Genomic DNA, 23218 nt, shown 5'->3' on the forward strand with positions numbered 1-23218 from the left:
AGTTATCAATAAAGTATTAGCGTTGCCGATAAAGCTCTTATGAATCGCCAGATGAAATGCAGTCCAACTGACGCGGAGAGAGAATAATGCAACGGCTTACCCTCTTACTGGTACTGGGCTTAACGGGTTGCTCAGTCGGTCACTATGAGTACAGTAAAGAAGCTGAAAAGCGGGTTGATATGACCGTTACCGGCATTCCAACCATCATGGGGCTGGGCACGCTGGGTACGACCATTCCCCTGACCCCGGACTACAGCCTCACGGCGGCCCACGTGGCGAAATATTCGCTTTACCGGGTGAAAGCCTGGCATCCGGAGTGCGACCTGGCGGTGGTCTACCACAAGAACAGCGAAGCCAACCTTCCTCCTGCCTTCCGTAACAGCCACATTGGCGACAAGGTGAACCTTTACGGGTACAGCTTTATCTCGGCCATGCCGGTCAGCTCAACCGGTCAGAATCTGGTGAATACCACGCTGGCCAATGACTGGAACAAAGCTAACTGTGTGGTGGTGGCAGCGAATGCCGGCGTAGTGAAAGGGATGTCTGGTGGCGCGGTTTACAATGCCTCTGACGACACACTGGCTGGCGTGATTGTCGGCTACAGCCAGCGCATTAACGATAACCACAGCGGCAAGACGTTGTATAAAGACGTCGCCCTCTATGTTCCTTACTCTCGCTTTCAGCACTGGCTGGATGACGCCGTAAAATCTTAATTTTTGTCGGGCAAACCGGGATGCTTGCCCATCGTCTGTTCAGGCGGATTCAGCCACCTGTCCTCACGGGTTGCTTCGTAGTCCGGATTGAGCGGATAAGTAATACGGTTTTCGGGTTTGCTCACCTCGCCCACCACTAAAAAGCGCGCCTCATGGTCGCGGTTGTTGATAAAGGTGTGGCAGATGCCGGTTCCGGCCGGAAAAGCAACGGCATCGCCCGGCGACAGCGGGTACAACTCACCGTTTATCCAGGCGTCAGGATGACCTTCAAGCACAAAGATAAACTCTTCTTCCGCGCTCTCCGCGTGCGGATAGGACATGCGGCGTCCGGGCAACAGCCTTTCATGGTGAATGCCGAGGCGGGTTAACCCCAGTAACCGCCCCAGTGGCGCGCCAATCGACATGCGCTCATCGCTGTCAGAATAGTGTTCGTTATCGTCGCCTTCCAGCGTCTGCCAGTGGCGAATACAGTCGGGACGTTGTGTCATCGTGGTTGGCTCCCTGTTGAGATTTCAGTCTGGCAGAGGGAGCGGGATGACTCAAGCACGGCATCGCGAACAGCAGAAAGAAAAAAGGCCGGGATAACCCGGCCTTTTTACAGAACAACAAGACTTATTTAGCGCCAGGACGCAGCGCCGGGAACAGGATCACGTCACGGATGGTATGGCTGTTGGTAAACAGCATCACCATCCGGTCGATACCAATGCCTAAACCTGCCGTTGGCGGTAAGCCGTGTTCCAGTGCGGTAACGTAGTCTTCGTCATAGAACATGGCTTCATCATCGCCCGCGTCTTTGGCATTAACCTGCTGCAGGAAGCGATCAGCCTGATCCTGCGCATCGTTAAGCTCAGAGAAGCCGTTGCCGATTTCACGTCCGCCGATAAAGAACTCGAAACGGTCGGTGATTTCCGGGTTTTCATCGTTACGACGAGCCAGCGGAGAAACTTCCGCCGGGTATTCGGTAATGAAGGTAGGCTGAATCAGGTGCGCTTCTGCGGTTTCCTCAAAAATCTCGGTCACCACGCGGCCTAAGCCCCAGCTTTTCTCGACTTTGATGCCGATGGCCTGGGCGACTGCCACGGCTTTATCGAAATCGTCAAGATCGGCCAGATCGGTTTCCGGACGGTATTTTTTGATGGCTTCACGCATGGTGAGCTTTTCAAACGGCTTGCCGAAATCGAATTCCTGCTCACCGTAAGGCACGACGGTGCTGCCCAGCACATCCTGCGCCAGCGTGCGGAACAGGCTTTCGGTCAGTTCGATCAGATCCTTATAATCCGCATACGCCATATAGAGTTCCATCATGGTGAACTCTGGATTATGACGTGGCGAAATCCCTTCGTTACGGAAGTTACGGTTGATCTCAAACACGCGGTCAAAACCGCCCACAACCAGACGTTTCAGATACAGCTCTGGCGCAATACGCAGGTACATATCGATATCCAGCGCATTATGATGCGTGATAAACGGACGCGCTGATGCGCCGCCCGGGATCACCTGCATCATTGGCGTTTCCACTTCCATAAAGTCGCGAGCGACCATGAACTGGCGAATACCGGCCATAATCTGAGAGCGAATTTTGAAGGTGTTGCGTGATTCATCGTTGGCGATGAGATCAAGATAACGCTGACGATAACGTGTTTCCTGATCGGCCAGGCCGTGAAACTTATCAGGCAACGGACGCAGCGCTTTGGTCAGTAAACGCAGTTCTGAACAGTGAACAGACAGCTCGCCAGTTTTAGTTTTGAACAACTTACCGCGTGCGCCGAGGATATCGCCCAGATCCCACTTTTTGAACTGCTCGTTATAGATGCCTTCAGGCAGATCGTCACGTGCTACGTACAGCTGAATGCGGCCGCCAACGTCCTGCAGGGTGATGAAAGACGCTTTGCCCATAATACGGCGCGTCATCATACGGCCCGCCACGCTGACCTCAATGCCTAAGTCTTCCAGCTCTTCGTTACTCTTCTCGTCATAGCTGGCGTGCAGCCGATCGGAGGTGGTATCACGACGAAAATCGTTAGGAAACGCCACGCCGTTTTCACGCAGCACGCTCAGTTTCTCGCGACGCGTTTTCAGTTCGTTATTTAACTCAAGTGCGACGTCAGCGCTCTGCGGTTGTTGTTCAGACATGTCGGTTCCTTATAGCCCTGCTTTTAAACTTGCTTCAATGAAACGGTCCAGATCGCCATCCAGAACCGCCTGCGTATTACGCGTTTCCACGCCGGTACGCAGATCTTTAATTCGTGAGTCGTCCAGAACGTAAGAACGGATCTGGCTTCCCCAGCCGATATCCGACTTATTGTCTTCCAGCGCCTGCTTCTCGGCATTTTTTTTCTGCATCTCAAGCTCGTACAGCTTCGCCTTCATCTGCTTCATCGCCTGATCTTTGTTTTTGTGCTGAGAGCGGTCATTTTGACACTGCGTGACCGTACCGGTCGGAATATGGGTGATACGCACCGCAGATTCCGTCCGGTTAACGTGCTGACCACCGGCACCGGAGGCACGGTAAACGTCAATGCGCAGGTCTGCCGGGTTAATGTCGATATCGATATCGTCATCGACTTCCGGGTAGATAAACGCGGAGCTGAATGAGGTATGGCGGCGACCACCGGAGTCAAACGGACTCTTACGAACAAGGCGATGAACGCCTGTCTCGGTGCGTAACCAGCCAAACGCATAATCGCCCGACACGCGAATGGTTACCGATTTAATGCCCGCCACTTCGCCTTCGGACTCTTCAATAATCTCGGTTTTGAAGCCTTTCGCTTCGGCCCAACGCAGATACATACGCATCAGCATGCTGGCCCAGTCCTGCGCCTCGGTGCCGCCGGAGCCAGCCTGCAAGTCGATATAACAGTCTGCGCTGTCGTACTCACCTGAGAACATACGGCGGAATTCGAGTTCACCCAGTTTAACGTCCAGCGCGTCCAGTTCTTCGACCGCTTCGTTAAAGGTTTCTTCGTCATCGGCTTCCACAGCCAGATCAAGCAGGCCCTGTACGTCTTCCAGCCCCTGCGTCATCTGATCCAGCGTATTCACGATTGCTTCGAGAGAGGAGCGCTCTTTACCCAACGCCTGGGCGCGTTCAGGTTCGTTCCAGACGTCAGACTGTTCGAGTTCTGCGTTTACTTCTTCAAGGCGTTCTTTCTTGGCATCGTAGTCAAAGATACCCCCGAAGAACGTCGCTGCGCTCGGTGAGGTCCTGAATACGGTATTTGACCGGATTAATTTCAAACATGTGTTTAGCGTCTTTTTAACGTTTGATGGAATAAGAAATGTAACCTGCGAGTTTACCCGAAACCGGCGACAGTTTGTAGCGTTGAGAAAATGCGCAGGGTGTAAACGTTTGGGACAGGCTGTGCTGAAAGGGAGGGAGGCAACGTCAGAAAGGCCTGGCGGACGGACTCCCGTCCGTCCACCTTCATCCGTTAACTGAGCGGCCAGAGATGTTCAATAATCAACTGCACTGAGCGGTTACCGCGATATTCATTGATATCCAGCCGGTACGCCAGTTCAACCTCGCGAACGCTGCTGTCAGGCCACAGCGTGTTATCTACGTTAAACGCGATGCCGTCGATCAGTGGCCCGCCGCCCAGTGGCTCCACCATGACTTTCAGATGACGTTCCCCCACCAGACGCTGCTGCAACAGCCGGAATTTGCCGTCAAACGCAGGCTCCGGAAAGGCCTGTCCCCAGGGACCGGCATCGCGCAGCATTTCGGCGGTCTCCAGAGAAAACTCAGCGGGTTGTAACGCGCCATCAGACCACATCACCCCTTGCAGCGCTTCGCCAGCCAGCCAGTCGCCGACCAGTTCAGCGAACCGCTGACGAAACTCCTCGTAGCGCGCCTCCTCCAGCGACAGCCCGGCCGCCATGGCGTGACCACCAAACTTCTGCATCAGCCCGGGGTGGAGCGTATCAAGCCGTTCCAGGGCATCCCGCAGGTGCAGGCCCGCAATCGAACGTCCCGAGCCTTTCAGCATGCCGTCGCCCGCAGGCGCAAAGGCGATGACCGGACGGTGAAAACGCTCTTTGAGCCGGGAAGCCAGAATACCTACCACGCCCTGATGCCATTCGGGATGATAAAAGGCCAGCCCCAGCGGCAAATCGGTTTGCTCACGCTCCAGCGTCTGACAGAGCGCCAGCGCCTCGCTTTGCATACCCTGTTCAATCTCTTTACGCATCTGATTGAGCGCATCCAGCTCGCTGGCTAGCATACGCGACTGGCTGAGATCGTCCGTCAGTAACAGCGCGACGCCGACTGACATATCGTCGAGCCTTCCGGCCGCATTCAGCCGCGGTCCCAGCGCAAACCCCAGGTCGCTGGCGGCCAGCTGGCGCGCATCGCGATTGGCGATTTCCAGTAGCGCCTTGATGCCCGGTCGGCATTTACCGGCACGAATGCGGCTCAGGCCCTGCCAGACCAAAATACGGTTATTTGCATCCAGCGGCACGACATCCGCAACCGTGCCCAGCGCCACCAGATCGAGCAGGTCAGCCAGGTTAGGTTCTGCCCGCGTGACGCCAAACCAGCCCTGGGTTCGCAGATGGGCACGCAGCGCCATCATCAGGTAAAAGGCCACACCAACGCCTGCCAGCGCACGCGACGGGAAAGTGCAATCAGGCAGGTTTGGGTTAACGATAGCGTCCGCGTCAGGCAGCGTTTCGCCGGGTAAATGGTGGTCGGTCACCAGCACCGCAATCCCGTGCGCATGCGCGACGGCGACGCCAGCATGAGAGGAAATACCGTTATCGACAGTGAGGATCATCTCCGCGCCGCGCGCTTTCGCCTGTTCGACAACCTCAGGACTGAGGCCGTATCCATCCTCAAACCGGTTAGGTACCAGATACTGAACATTGCTGCATCCCATGCTGCGCAGAGCCAGTACGGTAAGCGCGGTACTGGTGGCACCGTCAGCATCAAAATCGCCGACGACCATAATACAGCGTCCATCCAGCAGCGCTTCATGCAGCAAGGCGACGGCCTTATCAATACCGCTCAGCGCACTAAACGGCAGCAGGTTTTTCGCGCCTCTTTCAAGCTGAGCGGCATCACTGACGCCGCGTTGCAAATAAAGCCGACGCAGAAGCGGCGGCAAATCAGCAGGGAGCCCGGGCAAATCCGGTACCGCCTCACGACGACGTAATTCGACTTCGTGCTTTACCACGCCTTAACCACCACGCTTTTGATTATCCAGTACCTGTTTGAGTTCCTGAGGGCTTTGGTAGCCCGGGATCATCATTCCGCTATCGGTCAGAATGGCGGGCGTGCCCTGAATGCCGAACAGAATGCCGAGTTTATACTGCTGACCAATGTCAGTTTTGCATGACGCAGGCGCCTCCATCTTCGGCGCATCACCTTTCATCGCGTCATCGAAGGCTTTGTTACGATCGGCGCTGCACCAGACCGCTTTCATGGCGCTGGCGACATTACCGTTCATCCCTTCGCGTGGGAAAGCAAGATAACGAACCGTGATGCCCAGCGCATTGTAATCGGCCATCTGCTCGTGCAGCTTGTGACAATAGCCACAGGTAATGTCCGTGAACACCGTGACCACATGCTGCTCTTTTGGCGCTTTATAGATGATCATCTCCGGAACCAGCGCGTCGACCTTTTTATCCAGCAGCGTATTGGTCACGTTCACCGGTTGCGTGCCGCTGACATCATAAAGGGGACCCTGGATCATGTGTTTACCATCATCGGTCACATACAGGACGCCGCTTTCGCTGAGCACGGTTTTGAAGCCTGGCAGCGGAGACGGCTGAATCTCGGTCTGGTGTAAACCCAGTTTTTTCAGGGAAAGCTGAATAGCGCTGTCATCAGCGTGGGTTAAACCGGAAAAGGCGCTGACCAGCAGCGCCAGCGTGGCAACATGTTTGTTCATTGTTTTCCTTATATCCGTCGGTCATGCACGCGGATGATGCTGTTGATGTAACAGTCGCAGACGTTCCGTGGCGACGTGAGTATAAATCTGGGTCGTGGAGAGATCGCTGTGTCCCAGTAACATCTGTACGACACGCAAGTCTGCCCCGTGGTTCAGCAAATGTGTGGCAAAGGCGTGGCGCAGCACATGGGGCGACAGCTTTTCGCTGTCAATGCCTGCCAGCGTGGCGTAGTTCTTGATTCGGTGCCAGAACGTCTGCCGCGTCATTTGCTGCGCGCGGCTACTGGGGAAGAACACATCCAGCGTTTGCCCGTTGAGCAACCACGGACGACCATGTTCCATATAATATTCCAGCCAGTAAACCGCCTCTTCACCTAATGGCACCAGGCGCTCTTTATTGCCCTTACCGATCACCCGCACCACGCCCTGACGCAGGCTGACGTCGTTCAGGGTTAATCCCACCAGCTCCGAAACACGCAGCCCGGTGGCATACAATAATTCCAGCATGGCTTTATCGCGCAGTTCCAGCGGCACGTTGACATCCGGAGCCTGCAGTAAACGCTCGACCTGTGCCTCGCTCAGATCTTTGGGCAGCCGCTGGGGCAGCTTTGGCGCGGCCAGTTGGGCGCTGGGATCGTCCACACGAATCTTTTCACGGTACAGGTACTGAAACAGGCGGCGCATAGCGCTGAGCAGACGCGCTGAGCTGGTGGCCTTATAGCCGCCTTCCAGTCGCTCTGCGAGAAACTGTTGCAGATCCTGCGGGCTTAATGACACCAGCGTCAGGCCGTGATGCGCCAGCCAGCCGGTGAGCGTTTGCAGATCCTGTCGATAGGAGGACAAGGTATTTTGCGCCAGATTGCGCTCAATCCACAGCGCGTCAAGAAACTGTTCTGTCAGTTCGCTGTCTTGCACGTTTTCCCCGCCGTTCAGTCTGAAATCGTGCTCATTATGCCTGATTCACCCCTGCTTCTGATACAATTACGCCAAAGTCTGGATTAACAGAGCACTATCTGCATGAAAATAGGTCTTTTTTACGGTTCCAGTACCTGCTACACCGAAATCGTAGCGGAGAAGATTCGGGATTTTATTGGCGACGAGTTAGTGACGTTGCACAACGTGAAAGATGACGATCCGCGTCTGATGGAAGAGTACGACCTGCTGATTTTGGGCATTCCGACCTGGGACTTCGGCGAGCTACAGGAAGACTGGGAGGCCATCTGGCCGCAGTTGCCCACCCTCAATCTGCATAACAAGATAGTGGCGCTTTACGGCATGGGCGACCAGATTGGCTATGGTGAATGGTTTCTCGACGCGCTGGGTATGCTGCACGACCTGCTGCAACCCATGGGCGTGCAGTTTGTCGGCTACTGGCCGCTGGATGGCTATGAATTTACCAGCCCCAAACCGCTTAGCGCGGATGGCAAACAGTTTGTCGGGCTGGCGCTGGATGACGTCAATCAGTTTGACGTGACGGATGAGCGCGTTGAGCAGTGGTGCGAGCAGATTCTGACGGAAACGGCCGAACGCCTGTAGGCTGTCGGTGTTAACGCGCGCGTTGTCTGTCGCGAAAACAGCAGGCGCGTAAGGCGCGCCATTCAGCAGGCTGCATATTATCCTGCATGAGCCAAAACCGCGTTATCCTGCCTTGAGGGTTCTTCATGACCAGCAACACCGCGCCAGGTAACCAGTAAAGCGGTTGCTGCGTTTGCCAGTGTTCATCCTGCCAGTGCCAGTCACGGGCACTGTCGCGTCGTAGCGCTCCACAGCGCAGACACAAGCGCCTGTCCTGCCGCCATCCTTCCCACACGATGAGGGCGAACAGCACCGGCTTTATCACCCACTCTGCCGCAGACAAGGGCATCAGCCCGACGCCGGCTAGCGTTACCACCAGCGTCAGGGCAAGGATTGTGCGCGCCTGCAACGAGGGATGAAGGTTACATTGCCACCGGGCCGCGTTCACGATTACGCTGCTGAATAAGCTTCACCATGCGTTTCAGCTCGGGATCGGCTGGCTCGCCGTGGTTCATCATCCAGTTGAAAAGGTCCGGATCGTCACTTTTCAGCAGGGCAATGAAAACCTGCTTGTCGGTATCGTTTAACGTGTCATATTCGTACTTGAAGAACGGCATAATAGCGACATCCAGTTCCAGCATGCCACGACGGCAGGCCCATTGAACGCGCGATTTATCATGAATATCCATGCATCAGTTTTCCTGTTTCACATCGTGGCGACTAGTGTAACCTGGATTAACAGCGGCTGCAGGCTCCAGACTTCGTCATGTGCACAACGCCGCAGGATGACGCTTTTTATGGCGTTCATCACGCGTTTTGTGCGCCCTGTTCAGTAAACAGGTTGCAATGCCAGTCTGCTCTTTTACCATTGAAGATATTGTTCCGGATGAACCTTCATACTCAGGATTTATCAATGCCAACATTTACGCTTCCCCCACGTCAACCTGCGGCCTCATCGCGTCTGCCGCTCACGTTAATGTCTCTGGATACCTGGGCTCTGGTGTCTGTAGTGGGCCCTGACAGTACGTCCTATTTGCAGGGTCAGTTGACGCTGGATGTCGCCGCGCTGGATGCCGCCCATCATCTGCCCGCCGCCCACTGCGATGCGAAAGGCAAAATGTGGAGCAATCTGCGTCTGTTTCACCGCGGCGAAGGCTATGCCTATTTAGTGCGCCGGGCACTGCGTGATACTCAGTTGCCGGAGCTAAAAAAATACGCCGTATTCTCTAAAGTGACGCTGGCCGCCGATGACGATGTGGTGTTACTGGGCGTTGCCGGTTTCCAGGCTCGGGCGGCGCTGGCCGACCGGTTTGAAGCCCTTCCTGACAGTACTACTCCCGTGGTGCAACAGGGCGAAACCACCCTGCTGTGGTTTGCCCAGCCCGCAGAGCGCTTTTTACTGGTCACCTCGCTTGCTGAGGCAGAAGCACTGAAACAGAAGCTGGCCGAGGATGCTCAGTTAACAGACAGCACACAGTGGCTGGCCCTGGACATTGAAGCCGGTATTCCGGTGATTGAACCTGCGACCAGCGCGCAGTTTATTCCCCAGGCGACTAATTTACAGGCACTGGACGCGATCAGCTTCAAAAAAGGCTGCTACACCGGGCAGGAGATGGTGGCCCGCGCGAAATACCGTGGCGCCAATAAGCGCGCCCTGTACTGGCTGTCAGGCCAGGCCAGCCATCTGCCTGCCGCAAACGACTCGCTGGAATTGCAGATGGGTGAACGCTGGCGTCGCACAGGTACCGTTCTCGCCGCCGTGCAGCTTGATGATGGCGTGACCTGGGTGCAGGTCGTGATGAATAACGATCTGGAGCCAGACAGCGTATTGCGCGTCGAAGGGGATGAAGGAGGCAAACTCACTATTCAGCCTTTGCCTTATTCGCTGGACGAAAACTGAGTGTCGGGGCGGGAACCTCTCCCGCCCTGTTTCTACATGACGTAGAAATAAATGGCGCAGAAATGACAGATGCAGCCGCCTAACACGAAACCGTGCCAGATGGCGTGATTAAACGGCACGCGGCGCGCCACATAAAAGATCACCCCCAGGGAATAGATGATGCCTCCCAGCGCCAACAGCCAGATTCCCCCCGGCGACAGTTTCATCGCCAGTTGATAGACCACCACCAGCGACAGCCATCCCATACAAAGATACGTGACCAGTGACAGCACCTTATAGCGTTCAGCGATCGTCAGTTTAAACAGGATGCCCAGCAGCGCCAGTCCCCAGATGACCGCCATTAATGCGTGAGCCAGCGGTGACTGCAGCCCTGTCATCAAAAACGGCGTATAAGTGCCCGCAATCAACAGATAAATGGCGCAGTGATCCACTTTTTTCAGCACGCGTTTGGCGCGTGGATGACTGACAGCGTGATAAAGCGTGGACGCCAGAAACAGCACGATCATGCTGCCGCCATACAGGCTTGAGCTGACGATGGTGGTGACATCCGCATGGATCGCTGTTGCCTTAACCAGTAGCAGCACTAACCCAACGATTCCAAAGAGGCAACCCAGCCCGTGACTGATACTGTTGGCAATTTCCTCTGCCAGTGGATAGCCCTGCGTGGAAAAATGTTTATGCGTCATAACCTTCCTGCCTGAAAAGTGAGAGCCATTGCAGATTAATCACCAGACAAATTAATCAGAAAAACTTTCAGTGTACAAGTGTAAGCTTAAATTAATTAATGCGGTCAACGCCGGTTCAAATTCTGTTAAAATGCTGACTGGTCAACTATCTGGTGATTTTTTCATGTTCGCGCATCACGATCTTGCCACGCTCAACGATCTGGAATTGCAGGTTTATCAGTACATCATCAGACATCGTGAAAGTGTCAGTTACATGACCATTCGTGAACTGGCGGAGCAGGCCGCCGTGTCAACTACCACCGTGCTGCGTTTCTGTCGCAAAATGCACTGTGAAGGCTGGTCTGAGTTTCGTATCCGTCTGCGGCTGGCCCAGGAACACACGGCCCCAGCTTTACCGGTCTCTGGCCCGGCCGATATGCTGAGTTTTTTTAAAAGCATCAATAATGCTGAATTTGAGCAGGTCATCACCCAGGCAGCCGCGATGATCAGGCAGGCTGAGCGGGTTTTTTTTATTGGTGTGGGCACATCAGGAAGCCTGGGAAAATACGGTGCACGTTTTTTTTCGAATGTGGGGAAATTCAGTCATGCTATTGATGATCCTTATTATCCCGTCAGTCCGAGCCTGTATGAAAATGCCCTGGCGATCATCCTTTCTGTCTCGGGCGAAACAGAAGAAGTGCTGCGTATCGCCAGCCAGTTTAGCCTGAATAAATGCAAAATTATTGCGGTCACCAACAGTGAAAACTGTTCGCTGGCAAAAATGAGCGACTTTACGGTTTCCTATCACGTCCCGGTTATCCGCCTGGCGGATAACTGCGATATTACCACTCAGGTACCGGCGATTTATATTATCGAATCGCTTGGCCGACGGTTAAGCCAGTAAAACACAGCGTTTTTTAGCTGTGACAAATCCCTTTTTTCGCACGGTGTTATACCGTGACTTTATAAAGTGCTTTGCTACACTCAGCCCAATTTTATCTGTATTGGAGAGTGGGTAATGAGCTTACCAGACACATTTTTGTGGGGCGGTGCCGTCGCGGCTCACCAGGTTGAAGGCGGGTGGGATCAGGGTGGAAAAGGTATTAGCATCGCTGACGTGCTGACAGGGGGTGCACACGGCGTGGATCGTGTCATTACCGATGGCGTTCAGCCCGGAAAATTTTACCCTAATCATCAGGCCGTCGAGTTTTACTCACACTATAAGCAGGATATTGCGTTATTTGCGGAGATGGGATTTAAATGCTTCCGTACCTCGATTGCGTGGACGCGTATATTCCCTAATGGCGATGAGCAGCAACCTAACGAAGCCGGCCTGCAGTTTTATGATGACCTGTTTGATGAATTACTGAAATATGGCATCGAACCAGTAATTACCCTTTCCCATTTTGAAATGCCCTACCACCTGGTAAAAGAGTATGGCGGCTGGCATAACCGTAAAGTCGTCGATTTCTTTGTGCGTTTCAGTGAAGTCGTGCTGGAACGATACAAAAATAAAGTTAAATACTGGATGACCTTTAACGAAATTAATAACCAACGTAACTGGCAATATCCGCTGTTTGGCTACTGCTGTTCCGGCGTTATTTTCACCGACCATGAAAAACCTGAACAGGCGATGTATCAGGTCATGCACCATCAGTTCGTTGCCAGTGCCCGGGTGGTGAAGCGCGGACACGAGATCAACCCGGACTTCAAAATTGGCTGCATGATCGCCATGGTGCCGGTTTATCCGTTCTCCTGCCATCCTGACGATGTCATGCTGGCTAAAGAAGCGATGCATCAACGCTATGTCTTTAGCGATGTACAAATGCGCGGTTACTACCCTGCCTACGCGCTGAAAGAGTGGGAACGCAAAGGCTACCACATTGAGATGCAACCAGAGGATGCAGATACCCTGCGTCAGGGCTGTGCCGATTACATCGGTTTCAGCTATTACATGAGTAATGCCGTGCAGCACAGCGCCAGCGGTGTTGACGACCCCATTACCGGTTTTGACGGGGTGGTCAAAAACCCGCATGTCAGCGCCTCAGACTGGGGCTGGCAGATCGATCCCGTTGGCCTGCGTTATGTGCTGAACGATCTGTACGAACGCTACCAGAAGCCGCTGTTTATCGTGGAAAACGGCTTTGGCGCGATCGACAAACCGAATGCGCAGGGCGTGATCGAAGATGATTACCGCATTGCGTATCTGGCGGCGCATATCGCAGAGATGAAAAAAGCCGTCATTCATGATGGTGTGGATCTGATGGGATATACGCCGTGGGGCTGCATCGATTGTGTATCCTTTACGACCGGCCAGTACGACAAGCGCTACGGTTTCATTCACGTTAACAAAAACGACGATGGCAGCGGTGATTTCTCACGCGCGAAAAAGAAAAGCTTTGCCTGGTATCAGCAGGTTATCGCCAGTAACGGTGAAAAGCTGTAAGTCGGCTGCCGCAGCGTCACGCTGCGGCATGAATTTACCGCCCGCCGGCGGCATCAATTATGCTGCCGGTGATGTAAGAGGCCGCATCGCTGGCCAGCCAGATCACCACTTCTGCAATTTCTTCGGCATGTCCACCACGTCCCATCGGAACGCCGCTCGCCAGTCGGTCGACCCGGCCGGGCTCCCCGCCATCGGCATGCATCTCGGTGTAGATCAGACCGGGCCGCACACCATTGACACGAATCCCCTGTTGCGCGACCTCCAGTGACAGACCTTTCGTCAGCGTATCCATCGCGCCCTTCGATGCGGCATAGTCGACATATTCACCGGGAGAACCCGTACGGGCTGCCGCGGAGGAAACGTTCACGATACTGCCGCCCAGTCCTCCCAGGTGCGTTCCCATGCGCCGGACGGCTTCACGACAGCAGAGGAAGGTACCCGTGACATTTGTGGCAAAAACCTGTTGAATGCGCGCCGCATCCAGTTGCTCAAGACGGCATTGCTGAAACAGGATACCGGCGTTATTTACCAGCAGCGAGAGCGGCAGGTTCTCCTGATCCAGCCGTTGAAACAGCGCCATGACCTGCGCCTCGTCACTGATATCGGCCTGTACGCTAAAGGCTTCTCCGCCGTTACGCACAATCTCATCCACCACCCGCTGCGCTTCACTTTCGCGCGTGCGATAATTCACGGCCACACGGTAGCCCCGTGTCGCCAGTAAAACGGCGGTCGCACGGCCAATGCCGCGACTACCGCCAGTAACAAGCGCGAGTTTCATCTGAGCCTCCATAAAAAAGGGCCGAAAACCGGCCCTCAAAACAGTTGTGTTAACCCGACTCAGGCATAGTCGCTCATCGGTACACATGAGCAGAACAGGTTGCGGTCACCAAAAACATCATCCAGGCGCTTCACTGTTGGCCAGTATTTATTGTGGCTGCCTGCCGGGAAAACGGCCAGCTCGCGGCTGTAAGGATGCGTCCATTCGCCAGTCACTTCCATTTGTGTGTGAGGCGCGTTAACCAGCGGATTATCATCCATTGGCCACTCGCCCTTTTCCACCCGCCCAATTTCCATACGAATCGCCAGCATGGCATCAATAAAGCGGTCCAGCTCCAGTTTGCCTTCCGATTCGGTAGGTTCTACCATCAGCGTGCCCGCGACCGGGAATGACATGGTTGGCGCATGGAAACCGTAGTCGATGAGGCGTTTTGCAATATCCAGTTCACTGATCCCGGTCTGCTCTTTCAGCGGACGAATATCCAGAATACATTCGTGCGCCACACGACCATCGCGCCCGGTATACAGAATCGGATAAGCTGATTTCAGACGGCTGGCGATGTAGTTGGCATTGAGAATCGCCACCGAACTGGCCTGCTTGAGCCCTTCCGCGCCCATCATGCGGATGTACATCCAGCTGATTGGTAAAATGGAAGCACTGCCAAACGGTGCAGCAGAGACAGCCCCCTGCTGTGTCAGCACACCATCAATCTGCACCACGCTGTGACCGGGTACAAACGGTGCCAGATGCGCTTTCACGCCAATAGGTCCCATGCCCGGGCCGCCGCCGCCGTGCGGAATACAGAAAGTTTTGTGCAGGTTAAGGTGCGAAACGTCAGCGCCAATATAACCCGGCGTCGTAATACCCACCTGGGCATTCATGTTCGCACCGTCCAGGTACACCTGGCCGCCGTACTGATGCACGATCTGGCACACTTCACGAATAGTCTCTTCATACACGCCGTGCGTGGATGGGTAGGTCACCATGATGCATGACAGTTTATCGCTCGCCTGTGCGGCTTTTTCGCGCAGGTCGCCCAGATCGATATTACCCTGTTTGTCACAGGCCACGACCACCACATCCATGCCCGCCATCTGGGCTGAGGCCGGATTGGTCCCGTGTGCTGAGCTGGGAATCAGGCAAAGATGACGTTCACTTTCACCACGGCTTTCATGGTAACGACGAATCGCTAACAGCCCCGCGTATTCCCCCTGTGCACCGGAGTTCGGCTGCATGCAGAGCGCATCGTAACCGGTAAGCTGAACCAGCCACTGGGAAAGCTGGCCAATCATTTGCAGGTAGCCGCCCGCCTGTTCTGCCGGGCAGAACGGATGCATTTCGGCAAATTCAGGCCAGGTGATGGGAATCATCTCTGCGGCAGCGTTAAGCTTCATCGTGCATGACCCCAGCGGAATCATCGCCTGGTTGAGAGCCAGATCTTTTTTCTCCAGGCTGTGCATATAGCGCATCATCTCGGTCTCACTGTGATGACGATTGAACACAGGGTGAGAGAGGATGTCGCTGACGCGCTGCTGGCTTGCAGGGATTGACTGGCTGTCTGCCGCAACCTGGCTATCAAGTTGATCGATATCCAGACCATGATCATCGCCCAGCAGGATGGCGAACAATGTCGCAACGTCTTCACGACATGTGGTTTCATCCAGCGTGATACCGACAGCGTTATGAATATCACTACGCAGGTTAACGCCGAAACTGAGCGCACGGTTTAACACGGCGGCTTTATCGGTCACGTCCACTGTCAGCGTGTCGAACCAGTGGTGATGACGCAGCTTCAGCCCGCCACGTTGCAGTCCGGCAGCCAGGATATCGGTGAAGCGGTGAATACGTGAAGCGATACGTTTCAGCCCAACAGGCCCGTGGAACACGGCATACAGTCCTGCGATATTGGCCAGCAGCACCTGAGAGGTACAGATATTGGAGTTGGCTTTTTCCCGACGGATATGTTGCTCGCGAGTTTGCATCGCCATACGCAACGCGGTGTTGCCAGCGGCGTCGCGTGAGACACCGATAATACGGCCAGGCATAGAACGCTTGTGTTCATCACGGCTGGCAAAGAAGGCCGCATGAGGACCGCCATAGCCCATTGGTACACCAAAGCGCTGAGCGGAACCGAACACAATATCCGCGCCCTGCTTGCCCGGCGATTCAAGTAACACCAGGGCCATAAAATCCGAGGCCACGCTGACGACCACCTTACGGGTTTTCAGCTCGGCAATCAGGCTGATGTAATCGTGTACCTCGCCTGTGGTGCCCACCTGCTGAAGCAGGACACCAAACAGATTATCGTGCTCCAGGGCTTTCTCCGCGCTGTCGATAATCAGTTCAAAACCAAAGGTTTCGGCGCGGGTCCGTACCACATCCAGCGTTTGCGGATGGATATCATCAGCGATAAAGAACCGGTTGGCATTTTTCAGTTTGCTGATGCGCTTTGCCATCGCCATCGCTTCGGCCGCCGCGGTGGCTTCATCCAGCAGTGAAGCGGACGCGATATCCATGCCGGTCAGATCAATGGTGACCTGCTGGAAGTTTAGCAGCGCCTCCAGGCGCCCTTGAGAAACTTCGGGCTGATACGGCGTGTAAGCCGTGTACCAGCCCGGATTTTCCAGCATGTTCCGCAGGATAACGGGCGGCGTTATCACCGCACTGTATCCCATGCCGATCCAGGATTTGTAGCGCAGGTTTTGCGCGGCAATCGCTTTTAACTCTGCCAGCGCCTGCTGTTCAGTTGCCGCATCGCCAACGGCGGGCGGACCGGGCAACTGAATGTCGGCGGGAACAATAGAACCAATCAACGACGCCAGAGAGCTGGCACCAATCGCCTCCAGCATAACGGCCTGTTGTTCTGGCGACGGACCAATATGGCGCTCAATAAACGCACCGTTGTGTTCAAGCTGGCTGAGAGTCTGAGTCATGAGCTGTAAATCCTGAATCGGGCTGGGGAACAGAGAGTGCTGGTCAGATATCGGCGGCCTCATCTGGAGGCCGCGCAACGATTACTCGTCAATAGATGCTTTGTAGGCATCCGCGTCCAGCAGTGAGTCTAGTTCTGACTCATCGCTGGCTTTGATCTGGAATAACCAGCCGTCCTGATAAGGCTCGCTGTTAACCAGCTCTGGGGAATCATTCAGCGCGTCGTTCACGGCGATAATTTCGCCACTGACAGGAGAATAGATATCGGAAGCCGCTTTTACGGATTCGGCGACGGCGCACTCTTCGCCGGCAGCGAACGTCGCCCCTACTTCTGGCAGGTCCACAAAGACCATATCGCCCAGTAATTCCTGCGCGTGTTCGGTGATGCCGACGGTGTAAGATCCATCCGCATTTTTGCGCAGCCATTCATGACTGTCGCGGTATTTCAACTCAGCTGGCACATTGCTCATCGCCCTTTCTCCTGTAATTATGTTTTACTGCGCAACCGGCTTGCCGGCGCGAACGAAAACGGGTTTAGTCACTTTTACGGGCATTTCACGGTTGCGGATTTCAACGATAGCGTCTTCGCCAATGCCCGCAGGCACGCGGGCCAGCGCAATGCTGTAACCCAACGTTGGTGAGAAAGATCCGCTGGTAATAATGCCCTGCTGCATCTGCCCCTGACTATCCGTAAAACGCACGGGCAGGCCGTTACGCAGTACGCCTTTTTCTGTCAGGATCAGGCCAACCAGTTTTTCAGTGCCTTTTTCGCGCTGACTTTCCAGTGCTTCGCGCCCGATAAAATTGCGGTTCGCCGGTTCCCAGCACAGGGTCCAGCCCATGTTGGCGGCCAGCGGTGAGACGCTTTCATCCATTTCCTGACCGTAAAGATTCATGCCCGCTTCCAGACGCAATGTATCACGTGCGCCCAGTCCGGCGGGTTTGACGCCCGCGGCGAGCAGGCGCTGCCAGAATGTAACGGCCTGCGCCGCAGGTAGCGCGATCTCATAACCCGCTTCGCCGGTATAACCGGTGGTGGCGATAAACAGCTCCCCGGCCTGGATGCCAAAGAACGGCTTCATACCTTGTACAGCCTGACGCTGTGCATCACTGAAGAGCGTTTGTGCTTTTTGCTGGGCCTGTGGGCCCTGCACGGCGATCATCGCCAGATCGTCACGCTCCCGGACTTCCACGCCATAACCCTGCGCATGTTCATTGATCCATGCCAGATCCTTTTCACGCGTCGCAGAGTTCACGACCAGGCGGAAAAACGTCTCATCCATGAAATACACGATCAGATCGTCAATCACGCCGCCCGACGCATTCAGCATGCCGGTGTAAAGCGCTTTGCCGGGTTGCGTCAGCCTCGCGACATCGTTTGCCAGCAGAAAACGCAAAAACTCACGCGTACGTGCACCGTGCAGATCGACGATGGTCATGTGCGAAACATCAAACATGCCTGCGTCGTTGCGAACAGCATGATGTTCATCCAGTTGGGAGCCATAGTGCAGCGGCATCATCCAGCCATGGAAATCCACCATACGCGCACCGTTTTCCTGATGCTGGTCAAACAGAGGTGTGTGCTGAGTCATAACTATCCTGTGCTGAAACAAGTAAGTTTGAAACCACGCCGCCGGGAGCCGACGCAAACGTTCTCTTTGCAATGACGTTACCACTGAACGGGTCGATTAACCATAAGCAAAGCGAGGTCGAACGCAGACGCACAGCCTAATCGCGAAAAAGAAAAAGCAGGACAAAAGACTGTAATTTTGTGATTAGACACACAACAAATACGACCTATTCATTTTTTTACAGCCATTTTATTCGTACCGACACGCAAGATGTTAAAAAAATAGCGAAGCAAAAATGGCGTCGAATAAAAATAAGTAATGCGAAACATCACGCAAAATTAGAATAAATCAAATGAGGCGCTGCAACGGTGCAGGACTGCATTTTTACGGTGCAGTCCTTTTTTAAAATAAAAAAGCCAGCAATTACGCTGGCTTTAAGAAAGGGATTCGCGTCAGCGAAGCCAGGCGGGAATGTCGTTCAGGCCCATCGCCTGCCGCAACATGACAGGTTTCACGCCCGGTAAATTATCGGCCAATTTTAGCCCGACATCGCGAAGCAGCTTTTTAGCCGGATTATTGCCCGCAAACAGCTCACGAAATCCCTGCATGCCCGCGAGCATCATGGCGGCACTGTGTTTACGGCTGCGTTCATAGCGGCGCAGATAGAGGTGCTGCCCGATATCTTTGCCCTGCTGATGCAGGCGGCGAACTTCACCAATCAACTCTGCGGCATCCATAAAACCGAGATTGACACCCTGCCCGGCCAGCGGATGAATGGTATGCGCAGCATCGCCCACCAGCGCCAGGCGATGTGCAGCAAAGCTGCGCGCATAGCGTGCCGTGAGGGGGAATGCCTTCCGTTCGCCTTCCAGTTCGCACAGGCCAAGGCGCATATCAAACGCCACCGACAACTGTTGATTAAAGAGCGCCTCAGGCATCGTTTCCAGCCGGGTGGCTTCCTGGGGCGACAGCGACCAGACGATGGAGCACAGATGCGGATCCTGCATCGGCAGAAACGCCAGAATGCCATCGCCATGGAATACCTGACGCGCGACGCCATCATGTGGCATGGAGGTACGGATGTTCGCCACCAGGGCATGGTGTTCATAATCCCAGAAAGTCAGCGGAATATCGGCTTTATTGCGCAGCCAGGAATTGGCACCGTCTGCGGCAACCATCAGCCGTGCGCTCATCATGCCGCCATCCTGTAGCGTAATGAAGGCTTCGTTATCGCCAAATGCCACCTGCTGAAGGTGTGACGACGGCAGCAACGTCACGTCACTGCACTGCCTGGCTCGCTGCCATAAGGCGCAGTGAATCACCGGGTTTTCGATAATGTGCCCGAGATGGGTTAAGCCCTGCTGCTCACCGTCAAATGAGATAGCACCGAAGCTGTCACGATCCCAGACTTCCATGGCCTGATAAGGGCTGGCTCTGAGCGACAGGATCGTCGACCAGACATCCAGTTTTTGTAAAAGACGTTCACTGGCCGCATTGATAGCCGATACGCGGACAGACGGAGAAGCGGTGGCATCAAATTGCGGCTCGGGCGCTTGTTCGAGTACGGCGATACGCAAGCCACTGCCCTGCAGACCGCAGGCCACGGCCAGTCCTACCATACCGCCACCGGCGATTACCACATCATAAGTTTGCATCAGTGCCTCTCAGTTAACGCTTAACCCAGCCAAGCGTGCGCTCGGCCAGAAGATTTCTCAGCAACGGCAGATGATCCATTGCCAGCAGGCCAAGGCTGCGCCCGACGACCAGCGGTGCATGGCGGTTGGCAAACAGGCGCACCAGACCGTCGGTGAGACCGATGGTCGTGGCCCGATCCTGTTGGCGACGCTGACGGTAATGCTGCATGACAGCATAGCTGCCAGGGTCCTGTTGCTGCCGGTGCGCGGTGGCCAGGGTTTCGGCTAAGGACATGACATCCCTCAGGCCCAGGTTAAATCCCTGCCCGGCAATAGGGTGCAGCGTCTGGGCTGCGTTGCCCACGGTGGCAACACGATGTGAAACGACCGGTTCGGCCTGTTGCAATGCCAGCGGATAGATATCGCGTTTACCGGTGTGGGTAAATTTCCCCAGTCGCCAGCCGAACGCGTGCTGAAGTTCGCTGAGAAACGTCTCGTCGTCCCAGCGCTCAAGCTGCGGGCGCTTATCCAATGAATGACACCACACCAGCGACAGACGGTTGTCAGACATCGGCAGCAGGGCGAGCGGGCCGAACGCAGTAAACCGTTCAAAGGCCCGCCCCTGGTGCGGTATCTCGCTGGTGACATTCGCAATGAGTGCCAGCTGCTGATAAGTTTCGGTTTGCCACTGAATACCGCAGGCTGCCGCGACAGCCGAACGCGAGCCATCAGCCGCCACCAGCACATCAGCGTCCAGCTGTTCATCATTATCCAGCGTGACCTTCACGTGCGCCTGAGTACGGTTCACATTGGTGACCCGTGCCGGACAGCGCAGGGTGACGCCGGGAGCCTGTTTAAGCTGCGCGAATAAACGCTGGCCTACGTCGAACAATTCGACGACCTGGCCCAGCGCGGGAATCGCATAGTCGCTGGCCGCCAGTGAGACAAAACCCGCATGACCCCGATCGGAAACATGGATCGTTGTGATCGGCGTTGCGCAGGGGGCAATGCGCTGCCAGAGATTAATATTGGCCAGTTGCTGACAGGTGCCGGCAGACAGCGCAATGGCACGGCCGTCATAACCTGGATGCGCGCGGCTGGCAGGTTCGCTGCTTTCGATCAGCGTGACGGGCAGCGCGCCCTGTGTCAGGTGCGAAATAGCCAGCGCCAGCGTGGCACCGGTCATTCCGCCACCCGCGATGAGGACGGTCATCCTGCGCGTGCCGCCGCCATCAGCGCCTCAATAGCATCTGGATCTTTCACCACGCTGTCAGTGAGGTTCTCGTTACCTGTTTCAGTGATCACAATGTCATCCTCAATGCGAATGCCGATACCGCGGTATTCCACCGGCACGTCGGCATCGGGGGCAATGTATAAGCCTGGTTCAATAGTAATGACCATGCCCGGTTCCAGAATGCGATCCCGGCTTGGCGTGCCGTAGTGCCCCACATCATGGACATCCAGCCCCAGCCAGTGGCTCAGGCCATGCATAAAGAATTTGCGATGCGCGTCTTCAGCAATTAACGCGTCAACCTCGCCCTGCAACACGCCCAGTTCAACCAGACCGGTCACCATGATGTGCACCACCTCATCATTCACCTCGCGAATACTGACGCCAGGCCGGAAACGGGATAATGCCGTCTCTAACGATTTCAGCACGATGTTGTAGACAGCACGTTGAGCGGGTGAGAATTTACCGTTTACCGGGAAGGTGCGGGTAATATCGCCTGCGTACCCCTGCCATTCACATCCCGCATCAATCAGCACCAGGTCGCCATCCCGCAGCTCACATTCATTCTCGGTATAGTGCAGAATACATCCATTTTCACCGGAACCGACGATGGTGTTGTAGGAGGGAAAACGCGCACCGTGGCGGTTAAACTCATGATGAATTTCGCCTTCCAGATGGTATTCGTACAGGCCGGGGCGACAGGCCTGTATAGCGCGCGTATGGGCCAGCGCACTGATCTCACCTGCACGGCGCAGAATGGCGATTTCTTCCGGACTTTTGAACAGGCGCATCTCATGCACCCAGGGACGCCAGTCTGTCAGGCTGGCAGGGGCGCTCAGGTTCTGGCGGAAACCGCGACGTAGTTTATCCAGTGCACTGAACACCAGCTTGTCAGCCTCAGGATATAACCCTTGCGCGTGATAAACCTCATCCAGACCGTTCAACAAAAGATGAAGCTGCTCACCGATATCGTTCCAGGGCAGTGCGCGATCCACACCCAGTTTTGCCGGTGCCGCCTCCTGGCCCAGACGGCGACCAAACCAGATTTCTGCGGTCAGGTCGCGGACACGATTAAACAGCACACTGTGGTTGTGGTTCTCATCACTTTTGATCAGCACCAGTAAGGCTTCAGGCTCATTAAAACCTGTGAAGTACCAGAAATCACTGTTTTGACGAAACGGATATTCGCTGTCGTTACTGCGCGTTACTTCAGGCGCCGCAAAAATTAACGCTGCGCTGCCCGGAACCATTTTCGCTAACAGCGCCTGACGACGCTGCTGGAAGGTCTCCAGTGAAATCATGTCTGCACTCCCTGTTGAACTGAGATATCTGGCTTAGTGTAACGTTGGCTTCTGTACTTCAGGTGCGGTTGGCTGCGGGCGCGTGAACGTATCATGACAAAGTAGCGCCGCGACGCGGACGTACTCGATCACCTCCTCCAGCGACTGCTCCAGCTCTTCCTGATCTTCGTCTTCGTCATAGCCAAGCTGCGCGATAGTACGCAGATCATCAATGGCCTCGCCGGTTTCGCCGGTGACCTTATCCAGTTTAGGCTGAGTTACGCCCAGGCCGAGTAAAAAATGGTTTACCCAGCCAGCCAGGGCGTCCGCCCGATCAAACACGGTGATGTCATCATCGTCGGGCAGCATCAGTTGAAAGAGAAAGCCATCTTCTTCAAGCGCCGTCGTAATATTTGCATGCAAATCCTGCAGCGGCTGGGCCAGCGTGTGCGAAAAAGCCATGCCTTCATTCGCGAGATCGTGGACCAGCGTTTTCCAGCTGGTATCCTGATTACCGCCACACAGAATACCGCTGAGTAATCCGTGCATTTCGGCAGGTGTCATTCCGACGCCGTGCTGTGAGAGCGCCGCCGCCAGCGCATTGTAATCAGGGGTTGCGTTCTGTGAAGACATCATTTTTCATCGTCGTTGGCTGTAAGAGTTCGT

22 protein-coding genes are annotated in these 23218 nt (G+C 55.1%); 5 read left to right on the forward strand and 17 right to left on the reverse strand.

Going from position 1 to position 23218, the window contains the following annotated elements; translation table 11 throughout:
• Nucleotides 1-86: 86 nt before the first annotated feature.
• A complete protein-coding gene (locus RAC60_RS13950; protein WP_006120808.1) occupies nucleotides 87-713 on the forward strand; it encodes a hypothetical protein in 627 nt (208 codons plus the stop codon).
• On the opposite strand, the gene RAC60_RS13955 is transcribed toward RAC60_RS13950, so the two are convergent.
• The 6 genes from RAC60_RS13955 to xerD all read right to left on the reverse strand — a co-directional run bounded on the left by RAC60_RS13955 (nucleotide 710) and on the right by xerD (nucleotide 7516).
• Complete coding sequence (locus RAC60_RS13955) at nucleotides 710-1201, reverse strand: cupin domain-containing protein (protein WP_039338424.1); 492 nt, start codon at nucleotides 1199-1201, stop codon at nucleotides 710-712. The two genes, RAC60_RS13950 and RAC60_RS13955, sit on opposite strands and share 4 nt — an antisense overlap.
• 124 nt (nucleotides 1202-1325) lie before the next feature.
• The gene (gene lysS, locus RAC60_RS13960) at nucleotides 1326-2846 is read right to left on the reverse strand and encodes a lysine--tRNA ligase (protein ID WP_033739607.1); all 1521 of its coding nucleotides are present in this window, start codon (nucleotides 2844-2846) and stop codon (nucleotides 1326-1328) included.
• A 9-nt stretch (nucleotides 2847-2855) separates the two neighbouring features.
• Nucleotides 2856-3954, reverse strand: a protein-coding gene (gene prfB / locus RAC60_RS13965) for a peptide chain release factor 2 (protein ID WP_100208631.1) whose coding sequence is annotated in 2 segments (ribosomal slippage) — nucleotides 2856-3878 and nucleotides 3880-3954 — 1098 coding nt in all. Because the reading frame shifts where the segments join, the coding sequence is not laid out codon by codon here.
• A 190-nt stretch (nucleotides 3955-4144) separates the two neighbouring features.
• Nucleotides 4145-5884 carry a single-stranded-DNA-specific exonuclease RecJ gene (recJ, locus tag RAC60_RS13970; RefSeq protein WP_375093929.1) on the reverse strand — a complete coding sequence of 580 codons (1740 nt, stop codon included), beginning with the start codon at nucleotides 5882-5884 and terminating at the stop codon, nucleotides 4145-4147.
• Nucleotides 5885-5887: 3 nt separating this feature from the next.
• Nucleotides 5888-6601: a bifunctional protein-disulfide isomerase/oxidoreductase DsbC gene (gene dsbC, locus RAC60_RS13975; protein WP_039338429.1), complete on the reverse strand. Its 714-nt coding sequence runs from the start codon at nucleotides 6599-6601 to the stop codon at nucleotides 5888-5890.
• Nucleotides 6602-6622: 21 nt separating this feature from the next.
• A complete protein-coding gene (xerD, locus tag RAC60_RS13980) occupies nucleotides 6623-7516 on the reverse strand; it encodes a site-specific tyrosine recombinase XerD (RefSeq protein WP_375093930.1) in 894 nt (297 codons plus the stop codon).
• Between the two features lie 102 nt (nucleotides 7517-7618).
• On the opposite strand from xerD, the gene fldB reads away from it, so the two are divergent.
• The gene (gene fldB, locus RAC60_RS13985) at nucleotides 7619-8137 is read left to right on the forward strand and encodes a flavodoxin FldB (RefSeq protein ID WP_006120814.1); all 519 of its coding nucleotides are present in this window, start codon (nucleotides 7619-7621) and stop codon (nucleotides 8135-8137) included.
• Between the two features lie 10 nt (nucleotides 8138-8147).
• Here the strand turns inward: fldB and RAC60_RS13990 are convergent, their stop codons facing one another.
• Nucleotides 8148-8564: a protein YgfX gene (locus tag RAC60_RS13990; protein ID WP_033739615.1), complete on the reverse strand. Its 417-nt coding sequence runs from the start codon at nucleotides 8562-8564 to the stop codon at nucleotides 8148-8150.
• Nucleotides 8539-8805: an FAD assembly factor SdhE gene (gene sdhE, locus RAC60_RS13995; RefSeq protein ID WP_006120816.1), complete on the reverse strand. Its 267-nt coding sequence runs from the start codon at nucleotides 8803-8805 to the stop codon at nucleotides 8539-8541. The genes RAC60_RS13990 and sdhE overlap by 26 nt, the downstream gene beginning before the upstream one ends.
• A gap of 224 nt (nucleotides 8806-9029) precedes the next feature.
• Between sdhE and ygfZ the strand changes: the two genes are divergently transcribed.
• On the forward strand, nucleotides 9030-10016 hold the full coding sequence (gene ygfZ / locus RAC60_RS14000) for a tRNA-modifying protein YgfZ (protein ID WP_033739617.1): 987 nt from the start codon (nucleotides 9030-9032) through the stop codon (nucleotides 10014-10016).
• A gap of 32 nt (nucleotides 10017-10048) precedes the next feature.
• On the opposite strand, the gene RAC60_RS14005 is transcribed toward ygfZ, so the two are convergent.
• Nucleotides 10049-10702 carry a hemolysin III family protein gene (locus RAC60_RS14005; protein ID WP_033739618.1) on the reverse strand — a complete coding sequence of 218 codons (654 nt, stop codon included), beginning with the start codon at nucleotides 10700-10702 and terminating at the stop codon, nucleotides 10049-10051.
• A 163-nt stretch (nucleotides 10703-10865) separates the two neighbouring features.
• Here RAC60_RS14005 and RAC60_RS14010 point away from each other — a divergent pair, with 163 nt between their 5' ends.
• Both RAC60_RS14010 and RAC60_RS14015 read left to right on the forward strand, forming a co-directional pair.
• The gene (locus RAC60_RS14010; protein WP_033739684.1) at nucleotides 10866-11585 is read left to right on the forward strand and encodes a MurR/RpiR family transcriptional regulator; all 720 of its coding nucleotides are present in this window, start codon (nucleotides 10866-10868) and stop codon (nucleotides 11583-11585) included.
• A gap of 114 nt (nucleotides 11586-11699) precedes the next feature.
• The gene (locus RAC60_RS14015; RefSeq protein WP_033739620.1) at nucleotides 11700-13127 is read left to right on the forward strand and encodes a 6-phospho-beta-glucosidase; all 1428 of its coding nucleotides are present in this window, start codon (nucleotides 11700-11702) and stop codon (nucleotides 13125-13127) included.
• Between the two features lie 34 nt (nucleotides 13128-13161).
• Here RAC60_RS14015 and RAC60_RS14020 read toward each other — a convergent pair whose 3' ends face one another.
• The 8 genes from RAC60_RS14020 to RAC60_RS14055 all read right to left on the reverse strand — a co-directional run bounded on the left by RAC60_RS14020 (nucleotide 13162) and on the right by RAC60_RS14055 (nucleotide 23185).
• On the reverse strand, nucleotides 13162-13905 hold the full coding sequence (locus RAC60_RS14020) for an SDR family oxidoreductase (protein WP_375093931.1): 744 nt from the start codon (nucleotides 13903-13905) through the stop codon (nucleotides 13162-13164).
• 59 nt (nucleotides 13906-13964) lie between these two features.
• The gene (gcvP, locus tag RAC60_RS14025) at nucleotides 13965-16838 is read right to left on the reverse strand and encodes an aminomethyl-transferring glycine dehydrogenase (RefSeq protein ID WP_375093932.1); all 2874 of its coding nucleotides are present in this window, start codon (nucleotides 16836-16838) and stop codon (nucleotides 13965-13967) included.
• 81 nt (nucleotides 16839-16919) lie between these two features.
• Nucleotides 16920-17306: a glycine cleavage system protein GcvH gene (gene gcvH, locus RAC60_RS14030; RefSeq protein ID WP_033739626.1), complete on the reverse strand. Its 387-nt coding sequence runs from the start codon at nucleotides 17304-17306 to the stop codon at nucleotides 16920-16922.
• Between the two features lie 24 nt (nucleotides 17307-17330).
• Nucleotides 17331-18428, reverse strand: coding sequence for a glycine cleavage system aminomethyltransferase GcvT (gene gcvT, locus RAC60_RS14035; RefSeq protein ID WP_054687098.1), 1098 nt, complete (start codon nucleotides 18426-18428; stop codon nucleotides 17331-17333).
• Between the two features lie 431 nt (nucleotides 18429-18859).
• Nucleotides 18860-20062: an FAD-dependent 2-octaprenylphenol hydroxylase gene (gene ubiI / locus RAC60_RS14040; RefSeq protein ID WP_006120825.1), complete on the reverse strand. Its 1203-nt coding sequence runs from the start codon at nucleotides 20060-20062 to the stop codon at nucleotides 18860-18862.
• A gap of 13 nt (nucleotides 20063-20075) precedes the next feature.
• Nucleotides 20076-21254, reverse strand: a complete 1179-nt coding sequence (gene ubiH / locus RAC60_RS14045; RefSeq protein WP_375093933.1) for a 2-octaprenyl-6-methoxyphenyl hydroxylase — start codon at nucleotides 21252-21254, stop codon at nucleotides 20076-20078.
• Entirely contained in the window at nucleotides 21251-22573 is a 1323-nt protein-coding gene (pepP, locus tag RAC60_RS14050; RefSeq protein ID WP_375093934.1) for a Xaa-Pro aminopeptidase, read from the reverse strand. The genes ubiH and pepP overlap by 4 nt, the downstream gene beginning before the upstream one ends.
• Before the next feature lie 33 nt (nucleotides 22574-22606).
• Entirely contained in the window at nucleotides 22607-23185 is a 579-nt protein-coding gene (locus RAC60_RS14055) for a YecA family protein (RefSeq protein WP_006120828.1), read from the reverse strand.
• Nucleotides 23186-23218 lie beyond the last annotated feature (33 nt).

The organism is Pantoea sp. BR_17, from assembly GCF_041955125.1.
Taxonomy (GTDB): Bacteria; Pseudomonadota; Gammaproteobacteria; order Enterobacterales; family Enterobacteriaceae; genus Pantoea; species Pantoea stewartii.